The following is a 22540-nucleotide window of genomic DNA, read 5'->3' as shown; positions in this document are numbered from 1 at the left end:
CATGGGCATCGGGGATATCGTCAGCGACCTCACTCCGGACGTCATCGAGGACGCGGTCGAGGACGGGACCAAGTGGGTCGGTGACCGGGTCGAGGACGCCGGCGACTGGACGGCCGACCGGCTGGAGGACGTGGGCTGGGACTCCGGCGCGGACTGGGTGCGCGAACAGTCGCGTTCAGTGGCGAACCGGATGGGCGCCGAGGTCGACGAGATGGACCTCGGGCAGACCGAGGACAAGACGAAGCTGATCTACGGAAGTCCCTCCGGACTCCGCTCCTCCGCGACCCACCTCAAGGCAATGCAGGGCGCGTTCGACCAGGTCGGCGGCGGGCTCAAAGGGCTGGACGCCTCCTCGCTCAAGGGCAGGACGGCGGACGCCTTCCGGGACTCCGTATCCATCGAGCCGCCGAAGTGGTTCAAAGCCGCCGACGCATTCGAGAAGGCCGCAGGCGCCCTGGAGTCGTTCGCCGGGACGGTCCAATGGGCACAGGGCCAGGCCCAGCTGGCGATCGAGCAGTGGAAGTCGGGCACCAAGGCGTCCGAGGAGGCCATGGACGCCCACAAGGACCGGTGCGACGCTTACAACAAGGCCGTCGACACGTACAACGGCCTTCCCTCCGACAAACGCGACCCAGCCACGTTGCCTCCTCGGCCCGGCGAATTCAAGGACCCCGGCAAAGCCCGGATGGAAGAGGCGCAGCAACTCCTCACCGAGGCCCGCAAACAGCGCAACACCGCTGGCGAGACTGCGCGCACTCTGGTGGCTGCCGCCCGGGACGCCGCGCCGAAGAAACCCACCTACGCCGAGCAGGCCGTGGACGGAGTCTCCGAGTTCAACCTGGCGGGCACCCACTTCGTCGGCGGGGTCGCCAAGGGCACAGCCGGGATGCTCAACTTCGTGCGCAGCGTCAACCCGATGGACCCGTACAACCTCACCCACCCGGCCGAGTACGCCCTCTCGCTGAACAACACCGCCGCCGGTCTCGTCCAGGTCGCCAACGACCCCTGGGGCGCCGGCAAGCAGATGGTCACCGAGTTCATGAAGGACCCGGCCGAAGGACTCGGCCGCCTCGTCCCCGACCTGGTCCTCACCGCCGCTACCGGAGGTGGCGGAGCCGCGGTCAAGGGAGCCCGGACCGCGAAGGAACTCGCAGACCTTGCCAAGGACGCGGGCAAGACCCGCCGCCTGGTGGACGACGCCCCGGAAGGCACCCACAACCGTCCCGATGCGGAACGCCCCACAGGCGGCACCGACCCGGTCGACCTCGCCTCCGGCCGCATGTTCCTACCCCAGACCGATATCGTCCTGCCCGGCGTCCTCCCGCTCGCCTTCACCCGCCGCGTCGAATCCGGCTACACCGCAGGCCGCTTCTTCGGTCCCTCCTGGTCCTCCACCGTCGACGAACACCTGGAAATCGACGCCAACGGCGTCATCCACATCACCGACGACGGCCGCCTCATCACCTACCCCCACCCCGTCCCCGGCCTTCCGACCCGCCCCGACACCGGCACCTCACGCAGCACCCTGGAACGCGACGCATACGGCGACTACACGCTCACCGACCCCGACACCGGCCTCACCCGCCACTTCGACGCCCCGCCCGGAACAGAACCCGGCGAAGACGGTAACGCCTGGCTCGGCGAGATCAGCGACCGCAACAACAACACCATCACCGTCGACCGCACCGACGACGGCACACCCCAGGCACTGGTCCACTCCGCCGGCTACCACCTGGAGCTGTCGCTGGCAGACGGACTCATTACGAGCATGGCGCTGCTCGCCCCCACGACCGGCGAGAACGGGCTCACACCCTCCGGCCCGAGTGCGACTCTTCCCCTGCGCACCTTCGGCTACACCGACGGCAACCTCACCACCGTCACCAAACCATCCGGCGCCACCCTCACCTTCGTCTACGACGAGCGCCGCAGGGTGACAGCGTGGATCGATTCCAACGACAGCCGATACAGCTACGCCTACGACGACCGGGACCGCGTCGTCGCGGAGGGCGGCGAGGCGGGCCACTTCCAGCTCACCCTGGCATACACCGAACCCGACCCGTCCACGGGCAACAGGACCACTATCCTCACCACCGCCGACGGCCGCTCCATCCGTCATCTCGTCGACGGCAGATGCCGGGTCCTGGCCATCACCGACCCATTGGACAACACCACCCGCGACACCTTCGACGCCTACGGGAACCGTCTGACCCACACCGACGCACTGGGACACACCACGACGTTCTCCTACGACGAGGAGAGCAGAGTATCCGGGATCACACAGGCGGACGGCACCCGCCTCCGCGTCTCGCGGAACCGACTGGGTCTCGTGACCGAGCTCGTGGAGCCTGACGGCGTCCGGCGCCTGCAGGAGTTCGACGACCGAGGCAATCGCACGGCGGTCACCGATCCCGGCGGCAGCACCACCCGCTACAGCTACGACGCGATAGGCCGGGTCACCTCGGTCACCGACGCGCTGGGGAACGTGACCGAGGTCCGCTGTGACCCCGCCGGGTTGCCTGTGGAGATCACCGACCCGCTCGGTGGCACCACCCGATACGACCGGGACCCGCTGGGCCGTCCCATACGCGCTACCGACCCATTGGGAGCGGTCACCCTCCTCCGCTGGTCCCTGGACGGCGAACTCTCGGAGCGCACCGGTCCGGACGACGGCACGGAGTCATGGACCTACGACGGCGAGGGCAACCGACTCACCCATACCGATCCCATCGGCGGAACGAGTCGTTTCGAATACACCCACTTCGACCTTCTGGCTGCCCGAACCGATCCCGACGGAACCCGCTACGAGTTCACGCACGACGCGAACTTGCGCCTCACTCGGGTCACCGACCCGCAGGGTCTCACTTGGTCCTACGCTTACGATCAGGCTGGCCGACTTGTGTCCGAGACCGACTTCGACGGGCGCACCGCGGGGTACACCGTCGATGCGGCAGGGAGGATGACCGCCTCCGCCAACCCACTCGGCGAGACCGTCTCCTACACACACGACGCCCTCGGCCGCCTGGTCCGCAAGGACACCGTCGGCCGGGTGACCACATTCGCGTACGACCCCGCAGGACGACTGGTGCAGGCGAACGGCCCGGACACCGAGCTGATCTACCAGTACGACCAGGCCGGGCGCGTAAAGACAGAACTCGCGGACGGCCGAGCCACCACGTACGCGTACGACGCACTGGGCCGACGTACTCGCCGCGTCACCCCCACCGGCCGGCGCTCCACCTACAGGTACGACGCGGCGGGCCGGCCCACTGAACTGACCGCCGGTGAGAGGCGCATCACCTTCGCCCACGACTCTGCAGGTCGGGAACGAGAGCGTTCCTTCGGTGACGCCCTCACCCTGGCCTCCACCTGGGACGCGGCGGGCCGCCTCAGCACCCAGCAACTCGTCGGCGGCAACCGCAACATGCTGAACACCCGCGCCTATACTTACCGCGTCGACGGGTATCTGACCGGTCTGGACGACAGCCTGAGCGGGACCCACCGCTTCGACCTGGACGACGCCGGCCGCGTCACCCGCGTCACAGCAACCAACTGGAACGAGTCATACGCCTACGACGCTGTCGGCAACCAGACCACCGCCACATGGCCTTCCTTCCACCCGGGACACGACGCCACCGGCTCCCGTTCGTACACCGGAACCACCATCACCCGTGCGGGGACCACGCGGTACGAGCACGACGACGCCGGCCGCATCACCCTGCGTCAGAAGACCAGGCTCTCCCGTAAGCCCGACACCTGGCGCTACGCGTGGGACGCGGAAGACCGCATGACCGCCGTCATCACCCCGGACGGCACCCGGTGGCGGTACCGCTACGACCCGCTCGGCCGCCGGATCTCCAAGGAGCGCCTCGGCGACGACCACCGAACCGTGGTCGAGGAGACGCGCTTCACGTGGGACGGCACCACTCTCTGCGAACAGACCACCACCGCGACCCAGCTGCCCCGGCCCATCGTCCTCACCTGGGACCACCAAGGGCTCCGCCCTCTCGCGCAGACCGAACGGACCCTCTCCCCCGATTCCTCCCAACGCACAGTGGATGAACGCTTCTTCGCCATCGTCACCAACCTGATCGGTGCACCCACCGAACTCGTCGACGAATCCGGCTCCCTGGTCTGGCACACCCGCACCACTCTCTGGGGCACCACCACTTGGGCCAGAAACAGCACCGCGTACACACCGCTCCGTTTCCCCGGCCAGTACTACGACCCCGAAACCGGCCTCCATCACAACCACCACCGCCATTACGACCCCGAGACCGCCCGCTACCTGACACCGGACCCGCTGGGCCTGGCGCCGGCACCCAACCCGTCGACGTACGTTCACAACCCACATACCTGGTCCGACCCCCTGGGGCTGGCCCCGACAGGGGGCTGTCCGCCCGAACATCCCGCGGTCGACGAGACACGTAGTCGTATGGGCGACGGAAGCATCGTGAGCGAGCACCCGATGACGGCCGACGAGGCCCTGGACGCCGCTCACAGGTTTTTGGGTGATGGCTACGTGGAAAAGGGTGTGAACCGCGGCGTGTTCCGCAGCGAGGACGGACTACGACAGTTCCGCATGGATCCTGATTCCATACAGGGTAAACACTGGCCTGACGTTCCACATGTGCACTTTGAGATTTTCCCTGAGTCCGGCGCCAAAAAGGCAGCGGTCAACAACCACGTTCCCCTGATCGAGTAAAGTTCGACTTCACCGCCACACAAGAAAGAATCCCCGGAGAGCGCAAAATGATCAGGATTGGCAAGGTCGGCAGGATTACAGCAGGCGATGAACTCGAAAAGTTTGTCAGGATCGACGAACTTCCTGACGATCCACCCAGCTATTTGATCCTCCTTGCCGAGGACCCGGAATTTCTCCATGGGTGCGGGGATTACTGGGTGGAGAACCGCGAAGACCTGGGAGAGTTCTTCACCGAAGCGCATTGGGAAGTCGTCTGGAATGAATCCTGAGACAGCATCGACCATGAGCGCCCAGCTGGACACAAGTAGTACTACAGACCCACATCTCCGCTGACTCCAAAGTGGCCGCCTCCCTCCGTGCTGAATGCGAAGAGGGCGGACCGAGCCAGTCCGCCCTCTTCGACAGGCCCGGGTCAGGAGTGCTGCGCAGGCCGCGACCTTTTCGTCGGCGTGGATCTCGGTGTAGGCCAGGCGGGGTGCTCGTCGACCGCGGAGTGGAGGTAGTCGAAACCCATATCGCGGATCGGCCGGCCGGCTTCGCGGCCGTGCATCTTGTGGCCGCCGCCGTCGGGTATCCGGCCCAGTTTTTTGACGTCGACATGGGCGAGGCCGCCGGAGATCGTGGAGATGGAGACCGGACTGACCGCTGGCGAGCCCAGATGAAGCTTCCGGTCGCGGACCGGCACCCGGCCGCGCTCATGTCGCGGATCACCGGCGATCTACGTAGCCGATACCGGGCCTGATTCCGACGTCACCCGCCAGGCCAGTGGTCCCAAGGGCCGCACAGGCGGTGATCGTGTCACAACGTGCCAGCAGGAATGGTAAAAGCGGTCATCACTGGTGACGATACGAGGCTCGGGTCCGGGAAGCGTCATCCTGTTCCCGCAGTTCAGATGCCATTGAGGCCCGCGCGCCGGGGGATTCCCAAGCTCAGAGCGCGAGTTCGATCCCCGTCACCCGCGCTCTCACGAACCCCGAGGTCATGGACCTCGGGGTTCGTCGTTGCCAAGGCTTTCCTCGGCATCGCGCACCACCTGCCCCCTTGGGCTCGTGGGCTCGGGCAGGTATCGCCGCGGTGGCGGCCACGGCCTGGCGGAGTTCGGCCCGTGCAACGCCCCCCGAGCCTCAGCGACTCGCAGCAGGCGTGCTCGGTGCCCTCAACCGGGATGACCGCCTCGGCCCATCCGTCGTCACCGCCGGCGGTCGCGGTGGAGCCGAAGGCCCTCACCACCGCAAGGGCAACGCTGCCGAGCAAGCGCCGGCATTCCCGGGGAGAAAGGCGGACGGTGGCGGTGCCGATACAGCAGCGGCCCGGAAGTCATCGATGCAGGGGACCCAGCACGCGCCCGGGTCCGAGCCTGCGGCCGGTCGAACCGCTCGTCGCCCAGCACAGGGAGGGGGCCGAGGAACCCTTCGGCCCCCTCCCACGTCCGGTCAGAGCCAGGAGTTCCAGATGCCGTACGCCGTCGATCGGGTCACGGCCTCGGCGCCCGAGGCGTCGAGCCGTATGACGCGGTAGTAGTACAGGCCGAGCCGGTCCTCGTGCACCGTGGTGTCCATGAAGAACGCGGTGTCTCCCATCGTGCCCTCCGACAGGGCGACGTAGGCGGCAGTGACGGGGTCCCAGCGCTCCACGCGGTAGCTCGCGAACCGGGAACAGTCCCCGAGTCCGGAGCTTTCGGAGCAGCCGACGTACAGATCCGGGTACTGGCCCTCACGGACCTCGGTCTCCGTCCAGCCCGGCGGCCGGGTGTCGGGCAGGGTGGCCGAGACCTCGGCGGGGTGGAGGGCGCCAAGTGGATCGTCGCGGTAGTCGTCCACCGCGGCCACCTTGTAGACGTGGGTGGCGCCGTCCGGCACTGTCGGGCAGAGGATTTCGGTCCTGGTCAGGGAGCTACCGGTCCAGCAGTTGTCCTTCCAGACCGTCTCACCGCTGTCCGGGTCGGTGACGCCCTGCCACGCGCGGTAGCCGGAGACATCGGTGTCGGCGGGCGGCGTCCAGGTCAGCCGGACGCCGAGCGGGACTCGTTCCGCGGTCAGGTCCTGGACCTCGGCGGGACGCTGGGTGTCCGGGGTGGTCTCCGTGGCGGGCGGGCCGGCCTGCGACACATGTCCGTACCGGTCGGTCGTCACGACTCGGTACTCGTACGTCGTCTCCGACTTGCCCTGGACGTCCCAGCAGACGCCGTTGACCTGTTTGCGGGCGGACAGAGGAGCGTCGTCGTCCGCCCAGGTCCAGTACGTGTCCGGGTCATCCAGCGGCTGGTCCACCGAGCTGTTCGGCTTGCACCGGTCCACGATGTCGGTCTCGCCGGTCGCGGTGTCGGTCCGGATGATCTTGTACGTGGGAAGAGGCCGCTCGTCGACGGTCCACGGATCGACGCTGCTCCACTCGACCATCACACCCTCGTCGAACCTGTCGGCCGTGGTCTTGAACGCGGGGATCGCCTCCGGACGGTCGGCCAACTTCAGAGTGATCTCCACCGGCGCGGCAGGGTTGCCCTTGGCGTCCAGCGAGCGCACCGCGTACCGGTAGCTGTCGGCGACGGCGGCCGACTGGCGCGGCACCACGTCGGTCCGGGTGCTGGGGCTCCCCCCGGGAAGAGCGTCGGCGTAGCCGCCGGTCGCCGGGTCGTACTGGAGGACCTGGTACGAGGCGGCCCCGGTGACGGGCGACCACACCAGATGCGGAACGCCCGACCGGTACTCGGCGCGGAGCCCCGTGACGGCGGCGGGCGGGGTCAGGTCGGGGGTGGTGAACGTCGTGGCAGCCGAGTACGCCGACCAGTTCCCGGCGGCGTCCCGGGCCCGCCCCCGGTAGGTGACCTTGCTGCCGTCGGCCCGGTAGCCGGTGTCGCAGATCGCGCCCTTGGTGCCGGAGTAGACGGTGCTCCAGCGCTTCGTGGTCGCGTCGAGCCGCTGCATCTCGTACCGGGCGATGTCGGCGGCGTTCTTCGCGGTGGTGACCAGCTCCGGTGCCGCGTAGGGCTGGTCGGCCGGGCAGGCATCCCATTCGACGAAGGGCGCGGCGGGCGGCGTCCTGTCGACGGTGGTGACGAGCTTGTCGGAGCTGCCGCCGGATACGTTGCCCGCCTTGTCTACGGCCCGCACCTCGTAGTAGTAGGCCGCGCCGGTCCTGGGCAGCGCGCTGTCGGTGTACGACGTGGCGGTGGTCGTCGCGAGCTGCTTGCCGTACGGCGCGCCCTTCAGCCGCCGGTAGACCCGGTAATTCGCCAGGTCCATCTCCTTGCTCCTGGCCCAGGTGAGCTTGGCCGCGCCGGTGGCGGGGTTGTACGAGACGGCCGTGCCCGTCGGGGTGAGGGGCTTGGCCTTGTCGTAGGCGGCGGAGGTGCGCGGCGTATAGGCGAACCCGACGTTCGCGGAACCCGTCCAGTTGACGAAGTCGAAGCGGATCGTGTGCTTGCCCGCGGGGATCGTCACGTTGACCGTCTTCTTGGCGGTGGCGGAGACGTTCTTCCACACGCTGATCTTCCGGACGCCATCGAGGTAGACGCGCATTCCGTCCTGGGCGGAGGCCGTGAACGCGAAGGGGCCACCGGAGCCGAAGTCGCGCGTCACCGACCAGCGCACGCCGAAGTTGTCGGACGGCACGCCGGAGACGGGTGCTCCCTTGCCCCAGTTCTGGTCGATCGCGGAATCGCAGTCCGTCTTCTTCGGCGTGCCCGAGAACGTGGTGTTCGCGAAGAACTGCCGTTTGAAGACGGGGGAAGCGCAGTTCACCGCCGCGGAGGCGGGTACGGCGGTGGCGTAGAGCACTCCGCCTGCCGCGGCCAGAACCAAGGCGGTGGCGGTCGTGCGTCTGGCTGGGTTCATCAAGTCCTTCAGTCCCGTTCGGCGGCCGATGTCGGTCAGACGTCGCCGAACAAGACGGATCAGAGGGCCGGTTGGTTGTACGAGCCCCAGCCGTAGCAGCTCAGACGCCGGGGCACGGTCTCCGTAGCGACTCCCGTGCCCCCACCGTGCCCGGCGGAGCGGACAACAGCGGTCAGGTGCGGTTCCCAGAGACCGTCGCCATACACCCCGCCTGACGGGGTACATCAGCTCAGAATCGGCCCTGCCGCGCCGTCCCCCCCACTCAGTTGCTGTCCGGCGTGCGCTCACCAAGCTGTAGGACCTAGGACCCGGACAGCGGAGAAACTCCGCTGGCCGAGCAGGCCGTCGTGTCGCAGCAGTGACGTCGTCAAGGGCTTGGGGTGCGGCCGGGGAGTCAGGCGGCGATGAGGTCCTGCTCACGGTCCGGCGTTCCGGCCTTGGGCTGCTTGTTCGGCAGCGCGAGCCGGAAGACCTTGTGCCACGCGGAGAACACCTGCTTGGGCAGCGGGCCGGTGATGTACTCCAGCTCGTACTTCTCGAACAGCGCGCGCACCTTCACCGCGACCTCGGCGTACCGGTTGCTCGGCAGGTCCGGGAACAGGTGGTGCTCGATCTGGTGCGACAGGTTGCCGGTCATGAAGTGCATGGCCTTGCTGCCGCTGATGTTCGCCGAGCCCATCATCTGGCGCAGGTACCACTGGCCGCGTGTCTCGCCCGTGATCGACTGGCGTTCGAAGACCTGTACGCCCTCGGGGAAGTGCCCGCACATGATCACTGAATGGGTCCAGATGTTGCGGACCAGGTTCGCGGTGAACGTGGCGGTGAGTGTGGTGAGGAACGAGGGGCCCGACAGCAACGGGTGGATCACGTAGTCCTTGAGCACCTGCTTGCGGATCTTACGGCCCACGGCCTTGGCCCGCGCGCGGAACTCCGGGTTCTTGCGGCGGCGCTCGGTGAGGTTCTTGCCGAGCTCCAGGTCGTACGCCGCGATGCCGTACTCGAAGAAACAGGCGTTGAGGAAGTTCCACAGCGGCTGGCCGAGGTGGAAGGGGTGCCACTTCTGGTCCTCGTCGACGCGCATGATGCCGTAGCCGAGGTCGTTGTCCTTGCCGATCACGTTGGTGTACGTGTGGTGCAGCTCGTTGTGCGAGTGCTTCCACTGATCGGACGGCGAGACGTGGTCCCACTCCCAGGTGGTGGAGTGGATCTTCGGGTCTCGCATCCAGTCCCACTGACCGTGCAGGACGTTGTGGCCGATCTCCATGTTGTCCATGATCTTCGCCACGGACAGCCCGGCGGTGCCGAGCACCCACGCGGGCGGGAAGATCGAGAACAGCAGCACACCCCTGCTGACCAGTTCGAGCCTGCGCTGTACCGAGATGACCTTACGGATGTAGGCGGCGTCCTTCTCACCGCGGCCGGCGATCACCTCGTCGCGGATCGCGTCCAGCTCGCGGCCCAGTTCCTCGATCTGCTCCGCGGTCAGGTGGGCGGTGGGGTCGATGGCGGTCAAGGTGTTCCTACCGTTCGATGTCGCAGGGGCCCGCCGCGGCGGACACGCAGGTCTGGATGAGGACGCCCGGCTCGGCCTCGGTGATCTCGCCGGTGCGCAGGTCGCGGACGGCGCCGGCCTTGAGCGGCGTGACGCAGCCGAAGCAGATGCCCATACGGCACCCGGAGGGCATGAGCACGCCGACCTCCTCGCCGATGTCGAGCAACGGCGTGGCGCCGTCCGCCTCGATGGTCTTGCCGGTGGCGCTGAACGTGATCTCGCCGCCCTCGCCGGCGACGACGATGCCGGGGCGGAACCGTTCGGTGTGCAGGCGTTCCTGGACGCCCGCTTCGGTCCAGTGCTCTTCCGCGGCGTCGAGCAGACCTGCGGGCCCGCAGGCCCAGGTCTCGCGCTGGGCCCAGTCGGGCACGAGTTCCTGGAGACGGGCGATGTCGAGCTTGCCGTCCGTGTCGGTGTGCACCTCGGTGAGCCGAAGCTTCTTGTCCGCGACCAGACCGTGCAGTTCCTTGCGGAAGATCACGTCCTGGGGCTGTGGCGCGCAGTGGACCATGACGACGTCGTCGAGTTCGATGTCGCGCAGCATGCCCATCACGGGGGTGATGCCGCTGCCGGCCGTCAGGTAGAGCACCTTGGCGGGCTTGGTCTGCGGCAGGACGAAGTCACCGGCCGGCTGGTCGAGCTGGATCAGCGTGCCCGGTTTCGCCCTGCGGACCAGGTGGTTGCTGACCTTTCCGTCCGGGATCGCCTTCACGGTGATCGTGACACGGCCGTCCCGGCGGTTTGCCGGCGAGGTGATGGAGTAGGCACGCCACAGGCGCACTCCGTCGACGTCGACTCCGATCCTCACGTACTGGCCGGCTGTGTGGCCGCGCCAGCCCCGCCCCGGCCTGATCACGACAGTCGCGGCGTTATCGGTCTCGGAGTGCACGGCCTCGATGCGCCCACACAGGTCAGCGCCCGCACGCAGCGGGCTGACCAGGTCGAGGTAGTCCGACGGCAGCAGCGGCGTCGTGACCATCTCCAACAGTTTCCACGCCCTACTGCGGAGGGCTCCACTCGTCATGACTCCAGCTTGCTGCGCCTCCAGGCGTAAAGTCCTGACCACAGGACGTAAATCTGGTCGACTGAATTGTTCGCAGGGAACAAAAATGAGCTATGCGATCCGGCGGGCCAGCGAACTGAGCCTGGGTGAGACGACGGTCACCGCCCTCCGGGCCGCGCTGAAGACCACCGCCGACGAAGTCGTCCAGGCGATCATCGACGAGGTTCCTCCCTACGCCCATGCCTTGTCGGGCCGCATGGGCGCCACCATCCGCAGAGCCGTCCGCACCGCCCTGGCGCACTACCTGGACCTTGCGAGCGGGAAAGCCACGGGCGGCGACGCCGGGGACGCCGCCTACGAGCTGGGCCGCGGCGAGGTGCGCGACGGCCGTTCGATGGATGCCCTGCTCAGTGCCTACCGCGTCGGTGCCCGGGTCGCCTGGCGATGTCTGGCAGCGGGTGCCGTCCCCGCAGGTCTGCCCGCCGCCGAGGTCGCCAAGTTCGCCGAGCTGACCTTCGCCTACATCGACGAGCTCTCCGCCGCGAGCGCGGCGGGCCACGCCGACGAACTGGCCGCCCGGGGCAGAGCCCACGAGCGCCACCTGGAACACCTGGCCCGCGACCTCCTCGCCGGCGCGAGCCCGGACGTGCTGCTGGCCTCCGGCCAACGGGCCAGGTGGCAGCCCCCGGTTTCGCTGACCGCCGTCCTGCTGCCCGCCGCCCAGGCCCGGCCTGCCTACCGGACACTCGACCCGAGCACCCTCGTCCTCGACGATTTGCCGGATGCCACCGGTGTGCTCCTCGTCCCCGATGCCGACCGATCACGTCTCCTACGGCAGCTGACCGGCCGCGCCGCCGTGGTCGGCCCGGCCCGGCCGTGGACCCACGCGTCCGCCTCGTACGCACGGGCCCTACGCGCGCGCTCCCTTTCCTCTGACATTCGCGACACCGAGGACCACCTGCCCGACCTGGTGCTCAGCGCCGACGAGGACGCGTTCGCGGACCTGCGCGCCCGAGCCCTCGCACCGTTGCGGACCCTGCCTGCCGCAACCGCGCGACGGCTGGAGGAGACGTTGCGAGCGTGGCTGCTGCACCAGGGCAGGCGGGACGAGGTCGCGGCGGCCTTGTTCGTCCATCCCCAGACGGTTCGATACCGGATGTCGCAACTGCGGGAGCTGTTTCCCGATCTCGCATCACCACACCGGGTCCTTGAACTGACGCTGGCGGTCGGTCTCCGGGTCCGCTGACGCGTCACGCGTCACGCGTCACGCGTCACCCGTCTACCGCCGCGTCCGCGACCGTCCAGAAATCGTGCTCGTTCCCGGTGCCAAGCCGCTATGACCCCGGAAAACGGCTTCCGGCCGTCGCGACAAGGGGCCGGGCCGCTCACTCCAGGGCCACCGCCGTCCTGCGACGGCCCGTATCCCCCGCCCGGCAGCCGACCGGACGACCGGCCGGGGCCGGACTGGCACACCGCGCGAGGGATGATGGGATGGAGTACGAGACGTGAGGTCAGGAGCTCCCATGACAAAGCTGGTTCACCGGCCTCGTGAGGACGCGGAGTTCGATTTCATCCTCGGGAGAAGCGAGGTTCCGGTCCTCGCGTACTTCACCGGGGCATGGCCCAAGGCAATCGAGCCCTGTCGGGTGATGGATGTCGTCCTGGGCGACGTCGCCGCCGCCTGCACGGGCCGCCTGACGGTCGTCCGCACCGACATCACGCGTTGCCCGGCGGCAACCGAGCGGTACGGGATCACCGGAGCTCCGTCCTGCCTCCTGCTGAAGGAGGGAGCGGCGGTGGCGCACAGCACGGGGCCCATGACCATCGACGAGGTACGGGAGTTCCTGGACGGTCACCTCTGAGCGGCCGCCGCGGCGCCCGGACCGCCGCTTCTCGTCGCGTTCGAAGCGGACGCGGGCGGTTGGCAGCCTCTTCAACCGAACCTTCGAGCAGCGCAACCTGCCGGTTCCCGATTGCGGCCCGTCTCGGCGGGGCCTGCTGACTCGGCGGCTCGTGGCGCGCCGTGCGGCGCACCTCGAAGGGCCCTACCGCGAGCGGTAGGGCCCTTCACAAGACATCGGATTCGTGAAGCGGTCCGGACGGAGCGGCCTAGTTGGAGAAGTACAGGTACTTCCAGGAGCCATACGTCGTGGAGTTCACGGTGTCGCCGGACGACCCGTTGACGTACACCGACCGCATCCGCGCCTTGATTCCGGACCTCCCCGGCGCGCTGAGGCGTACGGCCGACTTTCCGTTCGTGCCGAGCGCGAAGTACTCCGAGTCGCCGGAATACCACTTTCCGCCCGAGTTGACCTGAAAGTCGAAACGTTGCTTACGCCCCTTGTAGTAGGACATGGTCGTAGTGAGCAGTGGCTCGGTGTTCTTGTGGAACCAGTAGTACGACGTCGAGCCGATCTTGGCCGTCTTGTAGTGCCTGGAAACGGCGGTGGAGACCTTGACCCGGGCGTATGCCGTGGACTTGACCGTCCTGGGCGCGATGCGGGTGTCCCCCTTGAAGACCGCGGTCACTTCCGTGTCCCGCGTCATGTCCACCGTCGCGGAGATGTTGCCGCTGGAGTTGACCTTCCCGGTCTTCAGCAGCTTGTTGGGCTTGTCGCCGCCGAAAGGGTTCGCCCAGATCTCGACCGTGCGGTTCTTGTACGTCGAGCCGAGGTGCGCGGTAAAGGAGACATCGGTGCCGTGGTTGTAGACGTTGCCGTTCTTGTTCAGGGTCAGCGTCGGCTTCGTGAGGGGAACCGTGACCTTGTCGGACGCGCTGACCGCCGTGTGCGTGGCGTCGCCCGCGTAGGCGACCTTGTACGTGACCGTGCCGCCGGCCGGCGGCGTGTCCGTGACGGTGTACGAGCCGTCTGCCTTCAGCGTGACAGCGGGCAGCGACTTGCCCTTGGGGCTCTCCAGGTCGGTGCGGGTGAACTGCAGTCTGGCGCCACTCGGCAGCGGCACCGTCGCCGACAGCTTCCCGGTCACGGTGAGCTTGCTGCCGCGTGCGGCGGTCGACGGTGCGTTCACCGTCAGGCTCGGGACGTTGAGCGTCGGGTCGGTGAGCGCCTTGAGGGTGTCGCCCCCGGGCGAGCTCACGAGCGCGAAGATCCGGGAGGCGTCCGGGGCCCAGGCGAGGGTGTTGGCATCGGCGGCGTACGTGCGGATCGGCTTGGTCGCGCCGGGCCGGTAGACCGACACGTTCGCGTCGCTGATCTGGGCGACCAGACCGTTCGGAGCGATGTCCGCGCGCTGCCCGGCCGGGTAGGCGCCGGCAGCGGTGAACTTCCCGTCTGCGTAGGCATGCCGGTCCGTGCCGTCGATCAACACCTGTGAGGAACCGGGCACGAGGTCGATGTCGCTGACGTAGTTCAGCGAGTAGTCGCCGTTGTGCCAGGCGGTCACCTGGGGCGTGGCGCCGGAGACGTCCACGACCGCCATCAGGTCCTTGGTCATGTCGGAGAAGTCGGTCGCGCCTACGGCCAGCAGTCCGGGTGCGGACGGGTCGGAGTCGATGAACGGCCCACTCCCGACTCCGGAATCCCGGGGGAGCTGTCCGAGCGTCACCGGATCCGTCCCGCCGGCCGGGTCCACCGCCGGGTCGACCGAGCCCAGGTTGCCGTGACCGTCCAACTGGCCTTCGTAGGTGAACCAGGCCTTGCCCCCCGTGAATTCGACGTGCAGCGGGCCGACACTGGCGGCCACGGGGTACCGGGCCTTGACGTCGAGGGTGGCCGCGTCGAGGGCCACGATCTCGTGGCTGACCCGCGCTGCCGCGTACAGGGTGGTGCCGTCGTCGGAGAGAGCCAGGTCGAAGACCCCGTCGATGCCCTTCACCGAGTCGAGAAGCCTGCCGTTGTAGTCGGCGGCGATGATCCTGCCGTTCGAGTCGTCACCGACGAAGACCCGTTGTCCGACGCCGTCGACGACGATGCCCGCCGGCGAGCCGATGGTCGCGGTGACCGCCGACGCGGGACCGGCCGCGGCGACACCCAGTACCACTGAGCTGAAGAAGACCGCGAGCGCTGTCGCGGTCGAGATGCTGCGCGTGCGCACAGTAGTTTTACCCCCACGAGAAACCCGGTGGATGACCGGGAGTTGACAGCACCGCGCAGCACCCGGATGTGTCCGCGGAGCACGGTGACGCGGGGTGCGCGGCTGCTATCGGGCAGCGTATGACATGAAAGTGACAATTGAGGGGGGAGTTGGATCTCCGTGCGACCGGCTCCGGCCGCACGGGCGCCCTTCCATGACACGGCATCATGCAAGCATGATCACCATTCACCTGAAGTACGAGATCGACGCCGACAAGCTTGAGGACTTCGAGGAGTACGGCCGCCGCTGGGTCCGGCTCGTCAACCGGTTCGGCGGAACGCACCATGGCTACTTCCTGCCGAGCGAGGGCGACAGCGACATCGCCTACGCCCTGTTCTCCTTTCCCAGTCTGGCCGCGTACGAGCGGTACCGCTCGGACAGCATGACCGACTCGGAGTGTCAGCAAGCGTTCGACCTCGCTCGCGAGACCCGCTGCATCAAGCGCTACGAGCGCCGGTTCCTCAGGCCGCTGGACGGCCTGTCCTAGGGAGAGGCGTGCGGTGCCCCGAGCAGCTGGGCCCAGTGCTGCGATGACAGCTATTGCTGCGGGTTCGCGGGTGCCGATCCGGGTCACGGTCCGGACGCTAACGACGAGTGGATTCCAGCAGCAGTTCGCTCAGGGCCGACGGCATGGTGATCATGCAGTCGTGTCCGGTCCGCAGTTCCCGTATTCGTGCCGGGGAGCCGTTGGGCTGTGTCGCGGGGACGGGCCGCCGCACGATGCCTTCCGGCTCCGCGCCGACGCAGTGGATGTGCGTACGCGGAACCGCGACCAGGGCGGGGTTGTCCAGCCGGGCCGGTTGCCGCAGGCAGTCCACCGGCTGGTCGGAGAGCATCGCACGCAGCCATGCGACGTCCGCCGGGTCGGTGACCCCGAACAGTCCGAGGGGCGGAGCCATCTCGGGCAGCGGCGGGATGCGCCAGCCGTTGTCGGACTCGGCGGCCAGGTCGATCAGGTTCTGGCTCATGGGCTGTACGTCGACGGCGGTCTCGCCGTGTTCCGGGACCATCGCGTCCAGGTACACCAGGTGCGCGATCCGTTCCGGCGCCTCGTTGGCGACGGACGAGATGACCAGCCCCGCGTAGCTGTGACCCACGAGCACCACCTCGGTCAGGTCCTCCTCGTGGATCAGCTTCAGGACGTCTTCGACGTGCGTGTCGAGCCCCACCTCGGGGCCGAGCAGGTGTGCCTTGTCGCCGTAGCCGGTCAGCGAGGGCGCGAACACGCGGTGCCCGGCCGACTCCAGCAGCGGGACCACCCGCTCCCAGCACCGACCGTTGTGCCAGGCACCGTGTACCAGCAGAAAAGTTGCCATGAGGGGAGATCTTCTTACTCTTCGGAGCGTGGAGGCACGGGAGCGTTACGGTTCCTGTTTGCGCCTCGGTACTCTTTAGGAACCGTAATCATCGTGCTGCATCTGCCGCATCCCGATCAATAAGGCACATTGAGGTGCCCCGGTTCTCTGGAGGTAACCATGAGCGGCACAGAGGGCGGTGAGTCGCGGGCGGCCCAGGCGGAGGACCCGTGCAAGGCCCGTGAAGTGCTCGGCATCGTCGGCGACAAGTGGTCGCTGCTGATCGTGCGCAATCTCAGCCAGGGGCCACGCCGTTTCACCGAACTCAAGCGGGCCGTCGACGGGATCAGCCAGCGCATGCTCACCGTCACCCTGCGCGGCCTGGAACGCGACGGGATCCTCACACGGACCGTCCGCAACGTCATGCCACCGCACGTCAGTTACGAACTCACTCCGATGGGCCGGACCCTCCGCGAAGCCACCGCGCCCCTGCTGGAGTGGAGCATCGCGCACCTGACGCACATCGACGCCGCCCGCACCGCGTACGACACCCGCCCCGACACCCCGCCCGCCTGACCCCGTCCCCTCCCCTGCTCCACGGCCCTGCGCCCCTCCCGTCTCTCGCGAAGCCCGTCGAGACCCCGTCTGGAGGCGCTCGGCCGTGGGGTGGCATAGCGTTTCCCAAGACGGGCCGGGGCCGACAGTGGTGATACGGGACGGCGGATCAGCGGTGGAGCAGCACGAGGGCAGAGCTGCACGTCAGGCGGATGACGGATGGTGGTCAGGCCGTCTGCACGAGCTCTGGCGCGTCGCCGAAACGGCGCAGGACGTGACGGCTCTGGCCGATGCCCTCTACGACATGCTGCTCCGTATGCCCGGCGTACTGGCCGTCGTGGGTACCCACTGGAGCGGCGGGGTGCTGCACTATCTGCGCAGCGTCACCCTGGCGGAGCCGACCGCATCACTCGTAGAAATCGAACGGCCTATCGAATGCGCCTACGGCGAATCCGGCGCCACCGCGGCTCCGGACGGTGATCCGGCGGTCACGGTTCACGAAGTGTCGGAGCTGGACGCCGCCATGCCGCATGCCCGGGTGCTGGCGGCGGCCGGCGCGCGGAGCTTCGCCGCGTGTGCGGTACCGCTGGGGCAGGGCGGCTGGGCCTCGTTCATGGTCGGCACCGCGGGCAGGGACACCATCGATGCGACGCTGCGGACCCGGTTGAAGCAGGTGGCCGAGGTCGCCATGGTCTCGGACAGGCGCATCCTGGCGCGGCGGGCCGACGAGGTGCGCCAGGTGAGTGACGCCTTCCTGGCGGAGGCGTCGTTGCAGATGGATTCGAGCCTCGACGTGAAGAGCACCGTGCGGCGGGTGGCCCGCACGGCCGTTCCCGCCATCGCCGAGGGGTGCGTCCTGCACCTGTGTCTTCCCGAGGGACTGAAGCCCGTGTCCTTCGCGCACATGGACGCCGGTGAGCAGCAGTGGCTCGGCAAGGTCGCGGCCGAGGACCCCTGGCTGACGGAGGCGCTGCAGCGGGTGCTCGGCAGCGGGCAGGCACTGGCGCTCAGGGGTGAGGAGCTGCGCGGGGGACCCTTCGGGCCCGCCTCGTCCGGGGCGGGGCGGGCCGTGCGGGCGATCAGTGTGAACCCGCTCAGCGCCCGGGGCCGGGTTCTGGGCACCCTGACGTTTCTCTACCACCGGGTGATCGTGGCCGAGGGGGCGTCGCGGTTCCTCGCGGATCTGGCCGACCGGGCCGCGTTGGCCATCGACAGCAGCACCCTGTACGAACAGCGGCGCCGCCACGTGGTCTCCCTCCAGCGGCATCTGCTCCCGAGCGAACTGCCGCGGATTCCGGGACTCACGCTGAGTTCCGCGTACGAAGTGGGTGACGTCTCGCTCGATGTGGGCGGTGACTTCTACGACGCCGTCCCGGGGGCGCGGGGTGGGGTGACCCTCCTCATCGGCGACGTCTGCGGTCGCGGGGCAGAGGCGGCGGCGCTGACGGGGCTGGCCCGCCACACCCTGCGCGCCCTCTTCGAGGACGGCAGCACGCCCGAGCACGCGCTGGAACGGCTGAACCAGGCCCTGGTCAGGGAGAGCACGTCCCGCTTCGTGACGGCGCTCGTAGCGGTACTGGTACCGGACGGAGAGGGGTTTCGTGTGCGCTACTGGAGTGCCGGGCATCCGGCGCCTCTGCTGCGGCGTGCGGACGGCACCGTGGCGGAGCTCGTCGCCCACGGGGACCTGCTGGGCGTGCTGCCGGACATCGAGTACGGGTCCGGGTCTGTCCACCTGAAGCCGGGCGACGCGCTGGTGATGTTCACCGACGGAGTGACCGAGGCGAGAGCGGCCGACGGGACGTTCTTCGAATCGCGCCTGCGGAACGAGGTGGCGCGGCAGGGTGCCCAGGGTGCCGGTGAGGCCCGGGGGTTCGCCGGACGGCTGGCTGAGGCCGTCGTGGAGTTCCGGGCGACGGGCGCCGACGACATCGCTGTGCTCGTCGCACGGGCGGAGGCCACCGGATGAGCGGCGCCGCCGGGGAACGGAGGATCGATCACGACCTCGTCTGGGTGGTCGAGGATTCGCCGGAGGACGCCGAGGCCATCGCGCGGGCGCTCCGCCGTACCCATCCGGGTCTGGCACTGGACTTCACCGACCGGGGGACGGGTTTCGTCGAACGGTTGCTGGAAGCCGACCGCCGGCCGGGGCTCGTCCTGCTGGACCTGAAGCTGCCCGGCCCCAGCGGAGCCGAGGTGCTGCGGTCGATCCGCTCCCGGCCCGAACTGGACGGCGTGGCCGTGGTCGCCTTCACCTCGTCCACCGGGCCGGACGAGGTGGACACGACCTATGCGGCGGGTGCCGACAGCTACATCTACAAGCCGGTCAACTTCGAACTCTTCCGCGCGGTGCTGAAGGGGGCCGTCGACTACTGGCAGAGAAAGGCGAAGGGCGGGGACGAGGGCCCCGCCGCTCAGCCTCCCGCCTGATCCCTTCCGTCCCGATCCCTTCCGTCCTGGCCCCTTCCGTCCTGACCTCTTCCCGCCCGACCTCTTCCGTCCTCGCCTTCTCGTTCCTGTCCCTCTGCCTCCTCGCCCAGAGTGAAGAAGACGGTGGTCCCGCGGCCCGGTTCGCTGTCGAGCCACAGCTCGCCGCCGTGGCGCTCGACGATCCGTCTGACGATCGCGAGTCCCACACCGGTGCCGCCCCCGCGCTCGCCCTGCCCGTGCAGTCTGTGGAAGAGCTCGAAGACCTCCTCATGCCGGTCGGACGGGATGCCGATGCCGTTGTCCCGGACCATGACGGTCCGCCGCGGCGGACCGCCGGTCGGTGGGACGAGCGTGTCGACCAGGACCTCGACCGTGCGATCCCCCTGGTCGGCGGCGTACTTGGCCGCGTTCACCAGGAGGTTGACGAGCACTTCGTAGAGCCGGTTCTCGTCGGCGTACACCTCGGGCAGGTCATGTCTGATGACCCGCACGTGGGCTTCGGCCAGGCGTTCGCCGGCCACGTCGAGCGCGGAGTCCAGGACCCGGTCCAGTGGGACACGGGTGCGGTGGAGACCCCCTCGGCCCAGTCGGGCGAAGTGCAGCAGCGAGTCGAGCAGGTCGTCCATCCGGCCGGCCAGCCGCCGCATGGTGTGCAGTCGGCGGACGGTGGTCGCGTCGAGCTCCGCCCCGGCGTCCTCGATGACGAAGGCCGCGGCGTTGGAGATGCCTCGTAGCGGTTCCTTGAGGTCGTGCGCCGCCACGTGGGCGAATGAGTCGAGGTCGGAGTTGGTGATGCGCAGCTGTTCGTTCAACGCCGCCAGCTCCGCCTCGTGCCGGAGTACGAGTCCGGTCAGCGTGCGCCAGAGTTCGTGTGCGGTGGCGCGGTCGGTGGGCGTCCAGGGCAGGCACTGTCCGCGTACCACCGCGCGGAATACGGCACCCGAGCCGCGCGGGGTGAGCCGTTCGCCGCGCGGCCCGACCCGGACGGGCCTGGAGGGGTCGGTGGCCCATTGACGGGCGGTCGGACGGGCCTTGCGGAACCAGGCGAGGAAGTCGCCCGAGCGGCTCAGCGTCACCATCAGGGCCCCTGCCGGGCCGTCTTCCGGCAGACCGCCGGGATGGTCCGGCTCCTCCGAGAGGCGGTCCGTGCTCCAGACCGTGCCGGGGGCCGGCCCTTCCGCGCGTGCCCGAAGGGTCTCCAGCAGGGCGGAGGGAACGCTCATCCCGCTGATCGTGGTGCGGCCACCGCGACAGAGCACCGCGCCGTCGGCGTCCAGCAGATCTCTGAAGACGTCGTCACCCGCCAGGAGTGAGTCCTCCAGGTCCGAGGTGACCCGGGAGACGATCCGGTCGAGGCGCCCGCGCGAGGCGGTGTGCGCCTCGGCCCGCTCCCGTTCCTCGATGACCGCGAGTTGGAGGGAGAAGGCCACGCCGAAGAACTCGCACGCCGCCCGCATCTCCGGGGGCACGGTGACGGCGGCGTAGCCGTGGCAGGCGATCAGTCCCCAGAGTTCGCCTTCCCGGAGGACGCTCACCGACATCGACGACTTCACACCGATGTTCCGCAGGTACTCCAGGTGGAAGCCGGACACCGTGCGCAGCACGGAGTTCGACAGGTCCAGCGGCAGGCCCGAACCGGCGCGGAGGGGAGGGTGCAGGCCCACGCTGGTGTCGTCCACGTCGGCGATCAACCGGATCCAGTTGTCCCGGTAGAGCCGCCTCGCCTGGGGCGGGATGTCGCTTGCGGGGAACCAGAGTCCGAGCCAGGGCTCGCAGCCCTCGGCGGTGTCCTCGGCGACCACCTCTCCCGGCCCGTTCTCCCCGTCGAAGCGGTAGGCCACCACGCGGTCGAAGCCGGTCAGTGCCCGGATCTCACGGGTGGCCGCCCGGCAGCACTCGACTGCTGTCGTCGAGGACCTCAGACGCGTCAGAGCTCGCCGGACCCCCTGGTAGAAGTGCGAGAAGCGCGGCGCCGCGACGGCCCGCCACTCACACTCCAGAACGACCAGATCCCCGTGCCGGTGCGCGGTCACGTCGAACATCCGGGGGACGCCCGCCACATCGATGGAGACGGGGAGGACCAGGCTTGCCGCATCGTGCTCGGCGCAGATCTGGAGCGCCTCGGCCCAGTGCTCGGGGGACAGCACCCGCGTGACGGGCCCTCCGACCAGCTCCTCGGCGGCGATCCCCAGCAGGCGACGCGTGTTCAGTGCCGCGGTGTCCACGGTGCCGGTACCGGCCTCCACCGCGAGCAGGGTCCCGTGGGACTGGATCATGCCCAGCCGGTGAATGGGCTCGCTGACGCATTCGCTGAGGTCGAAGCCGATGGCGGCCGCCGCTTCGGCCTCGCGCTCCGGTTCCGGTAAGGACATCGCTTCTCCCCGTGCCGAGTTCTCGAACCGGTCTGCTCGGGTGGTGTCCGGTTTGTCGCGATCCTTCCACGGCACCCTGCGCCGGAGGAGCTGCCGCGGTCGTGTGTCGTCGTTCCCGGCGGCAGCAGCCCGCCGCGGGCGATCAGCCCCCGGTCTCGGCCGGCACCGCCCGCACGGCGGGTCCGGTCACCGGCGCCGCGCCCGCCGCAGCCCCGTAACGTCCATCTGGACCTGCCTCGGGTGCCCACCGGAAGCCCGGCCGGGACCGGGGCGGCAACAGCTGGTGTGCGGGGCCGACGGAACCGGGTAACGTCTTTGGCATGTTCTTCCAGACGGCCAGCTTCTTCCAGACACCGATTTACGAGTGAGCGCGTGACGGGCTCCCGCTGACGTCCCCCGGCGTCGCCGCGCCCGTCCCCCACCGATGAATCCGTAGATCACTTCAGACCATTCCGGGAGAACCCATGACCGTGAGCAAGAACATCAACAATCCCGTGGGCATGGGCGGCGGCCAGCGCAAGCGGCTCTCCCGCGCCGAACGGCAGAACAACGGCCCGCACCGCAACCTCGACCGCAAGGGTGCCGCCGACCAGAAGGCGGAGCTGGTGCGCAAGATGCGCGAGAAGACCGGCGGAGCCGAGAGCGCGGCCGAGGACGCCGGGCAGCCGGGCGACGACACCGCACAGAGCTGACGCGCCGCCGC

The 22540-nt window shown here is 68.7% G+C and carries 15 protein-coding genes and 1 pseudogene; 9 read left to right on the top strand and 7 right to left on the bottom strand.

What is annotated here, in order from left to right:
* The first annotated feature begins 1 nt into the window (after position 1).
* Together ACIP89_RS20140 and ACIP89_RS20135 are read left to right on the top strand one after the other, a co-directional pair.
* Positions 2-4702, top strand: coding sequence for a putative T7SS-secreted protein (locus tag ACIP89_RS20140; protein WP_402115969.1), 4701 nt, complete (start codon positions 2-4; stop codon positions 4700-4702).
* A gap of 47 nt (positions 4703-4749) precedes the next feature.
* The gene (locus tag ACIP89_RS20135; protein ID WP_401926407.1) at positions 4750-4971 is read left to right on the top strand and encodes a hypothetical protein; all 222 of its coding nucleotides are present in this window, start codon (positions 4750-4752) and stop codon (positions 4969-4971) included.
* Between the two features lie 135 nt (positions 4972-5106).
* On the opposite strand, the pseudogene ACIP89_RS20130 reads toward ACIP89_RS20135, so the two are convergent.
* From ACIP89_RS20130 to ACIP89_RS20115, 4 genes and pseudogenes are all read right to left on the bottom strand, one after another.
* Positions 5107-5315 (bottom strand): annotated as a pseudogene (locus ACIP89_RS20130) (IS481 family transposase); the annotation flags it as partial.
* Between the two features lie 820 nt (positions 5316-6135).
* Entirely contained in the window at positions 6136-8535 is a 2400-nt protein-coding gene (locus ACIP89_RS20125) for a PA14 domain-containing protein (RefSeq protein ID WP_402115967.1), read from the bottom strand.
* A gap of 394 nt (positions 8536-8929) precedes the next feature.
* Complete coding sequence (locus tag ACIP89_RS20120; RefSeq protein ID WP_402115965.1) at positions 8930-10048, bottom strand: fatty acid desaturase family protein; 1119 nt, start codon at positions 10046-10048, stop codon at positions 8930-8932.
* 7 nt (positions 10049-10055) lie between these two features.
* Positions 10056-11066 carry a ferredoxin reductase gene (locus ACIP89_RS20115; protein WP_402115963.1) on the bottom strand — a complete coding sequence of 337 codons (1011 nt, stop codon included), beginning with the start codon at positions 11064-11066 and terminating at the stop codon, positions 10056-10058.
* Between the two features lie 130 nt (positions 11067-11196).
* Between ACIP89_RS20115 and ACIP89_RS20110 the strand changes: the two genes are divergently transcribed.
* Both ACIP89_RS20110 and ACIP89_RS20105 read left to right on the top strand, forming a co-directional pair.
* Complete coding sequence (locus ACIP89_RS20110; RefSeq protein ID WP_401924474.1) at positions 11197-12336, top strand: PucR family transcriptional regulator; 1140 nt, start codon at positions 11197-11199, stop codon at positions 12334-12336.
* Between the two features lie 277 nt (positions 12337-12613).
* The gene (locus tag ACIP89_RS20105; RefSeq protein ID WP_401924477.1) at positions 12614-12952 is read left to right on the top strand and encodes a thioredoxin family protein; all 339 of its coding nucleotides are present in this window, start codon (positions 12614-12616) and stop codon (positions 12950-12952) included.
* 247 nt (positions 12953-13199) lie between these two features.
* Here ACIP89_RS20105 and ACIP89_RS20100 read toward each other — a convergent pair whose 3' ends face one another.
* The gene (locus ACIP89_RS20100) at positions 13200-15146 is read right to left on the bottom strand and encodes a YncE family protein (RefSeq protein ID WP_401924479.1); all 1947 of its coding nucleotides are present in this window, start codon (positions 15144-15146) and stop codon (positions 13200-13202) included.
* Between the two features lie 214 nt (positions 15147-15360).
* On the opposite strand from ACIP89_RS20100, the gene ACIP89_RS20095 reads away from it, so the two are divergent.
* Positions 15361-15672: an NIPSNAP family protein gene (locus ACIP89_RS20095; RefSeq protein ID WP_401924481.1), complete on the top strand. Its 312-nt coding sequence runs from the start codon at positions 15361-15363 to the stop codon at positions 15670-15672.
* Positions 15673-15769: 97 nt separating this feature from the next.
* On the opposite strand, the gene ACIP89_RS20090 is transcribed toward ACIP89_RS20095, so the two are convergent.
* Positions 15770-16501 carry an alpha/beta fold hydrolase gene (locus ACIP89_RS20090; protein WP_402115962.1) on the bottom strand — a complete coding sequence of 244 codons (732 nt, stop codon included), beginning with the start codon at positions 16499-16501 and terminating at the stop codon, positions 15770-15772.
* Between the two features lie 159 nt (positions 16502-16660).
* On the opposite strand from ACIP89_RS20090, the gene ACIP89_RS20085 reads away from it, so the two are divergent.
* The 3 genes from ACIP89_RS20085 (at position 16661) to ACIP89_RS20075 (ending at position 19465) form a co-directional block, all read left to right on the top strand.
* Positions 16661-17056 (top strand): winged helix-turn-helix transcriptional regulator, encoded by a 396-nt coding sequence (locus ACIP89_RS20085; RefSeq protein WP_401924485.1) that lies wholly within the window; start codon positions 16661-16663, stop codon positions 17054-17056.
* 253 nt (positions 17057-17309) lie between these two features.
* Positions 17310-19004 carry a PP2C family protein-serine/threonine phosphatase gene (locus ACIP89_RS20080; RefSeq protein ID WP_402115960.1) on the top strand — a complete coding sequence of 565 codons (1695 nt, stop codon included), beginning with the start codon at positions 17310-17312 and terminating at the stop codon, positions 19002-19004.
* Entirely contained in the window at positions 19001-19465 is a 465-nt protein-coding gene (locus ACIP89_RS20075) for a response regulator (protein ID WP_401924494.1), read from the top strand. Before ACIP89_RS20080 ends, ACIP89_RS20075 begins: the two co-directional genes overlap by 4 nt.
* Here the strand turns inward: ACIP89_RS20075 and ACIP89_RS20070 are convergent.
* Entirely contained in the window at positions 19450-21837 is a 2388-nt protein-coding gene (locus ACIP89_RS20070) for an ATP-binding protein (protein WP_402115958.1), read from the bottom strand. The two genes, ACIP89_RS20075 and ACIP89_RS20070, sit on opposite strands and share 16 nt — an antisense overlap.
* A 464-nt stretch (positions 21838-22301) precedes the next feature.
* On the opposite strand from ACIP89_RS20070, the gene ACIP89_RS20065 reads away from it, so the two are divergent.
* On the top strand, positions 22302-22529 hold the full coding sequence (locus ACIP89_RS20065) for a DUF6243 family protein (RefSeq protein ID WP_402115957.1): 228 nt from the start codon (positions 22302-22304) through the stop codon (positions 22527-22529).
* Positions 22530-22540 lie beyond the last annotated feature (11 nt).

Origin of the sequence: Streptomyces sp. NPDC088730, from assembly GCF_044751215.1 — a bacterium.
Lineage (GTDB): Bacteria > Actinomycetota > Actinomycetes > Streptomycetales > Streptomycetaceae > Streptomyces.
This window is presented reverse-complemented; position numbering and strand designations above follow the sequence as displayed.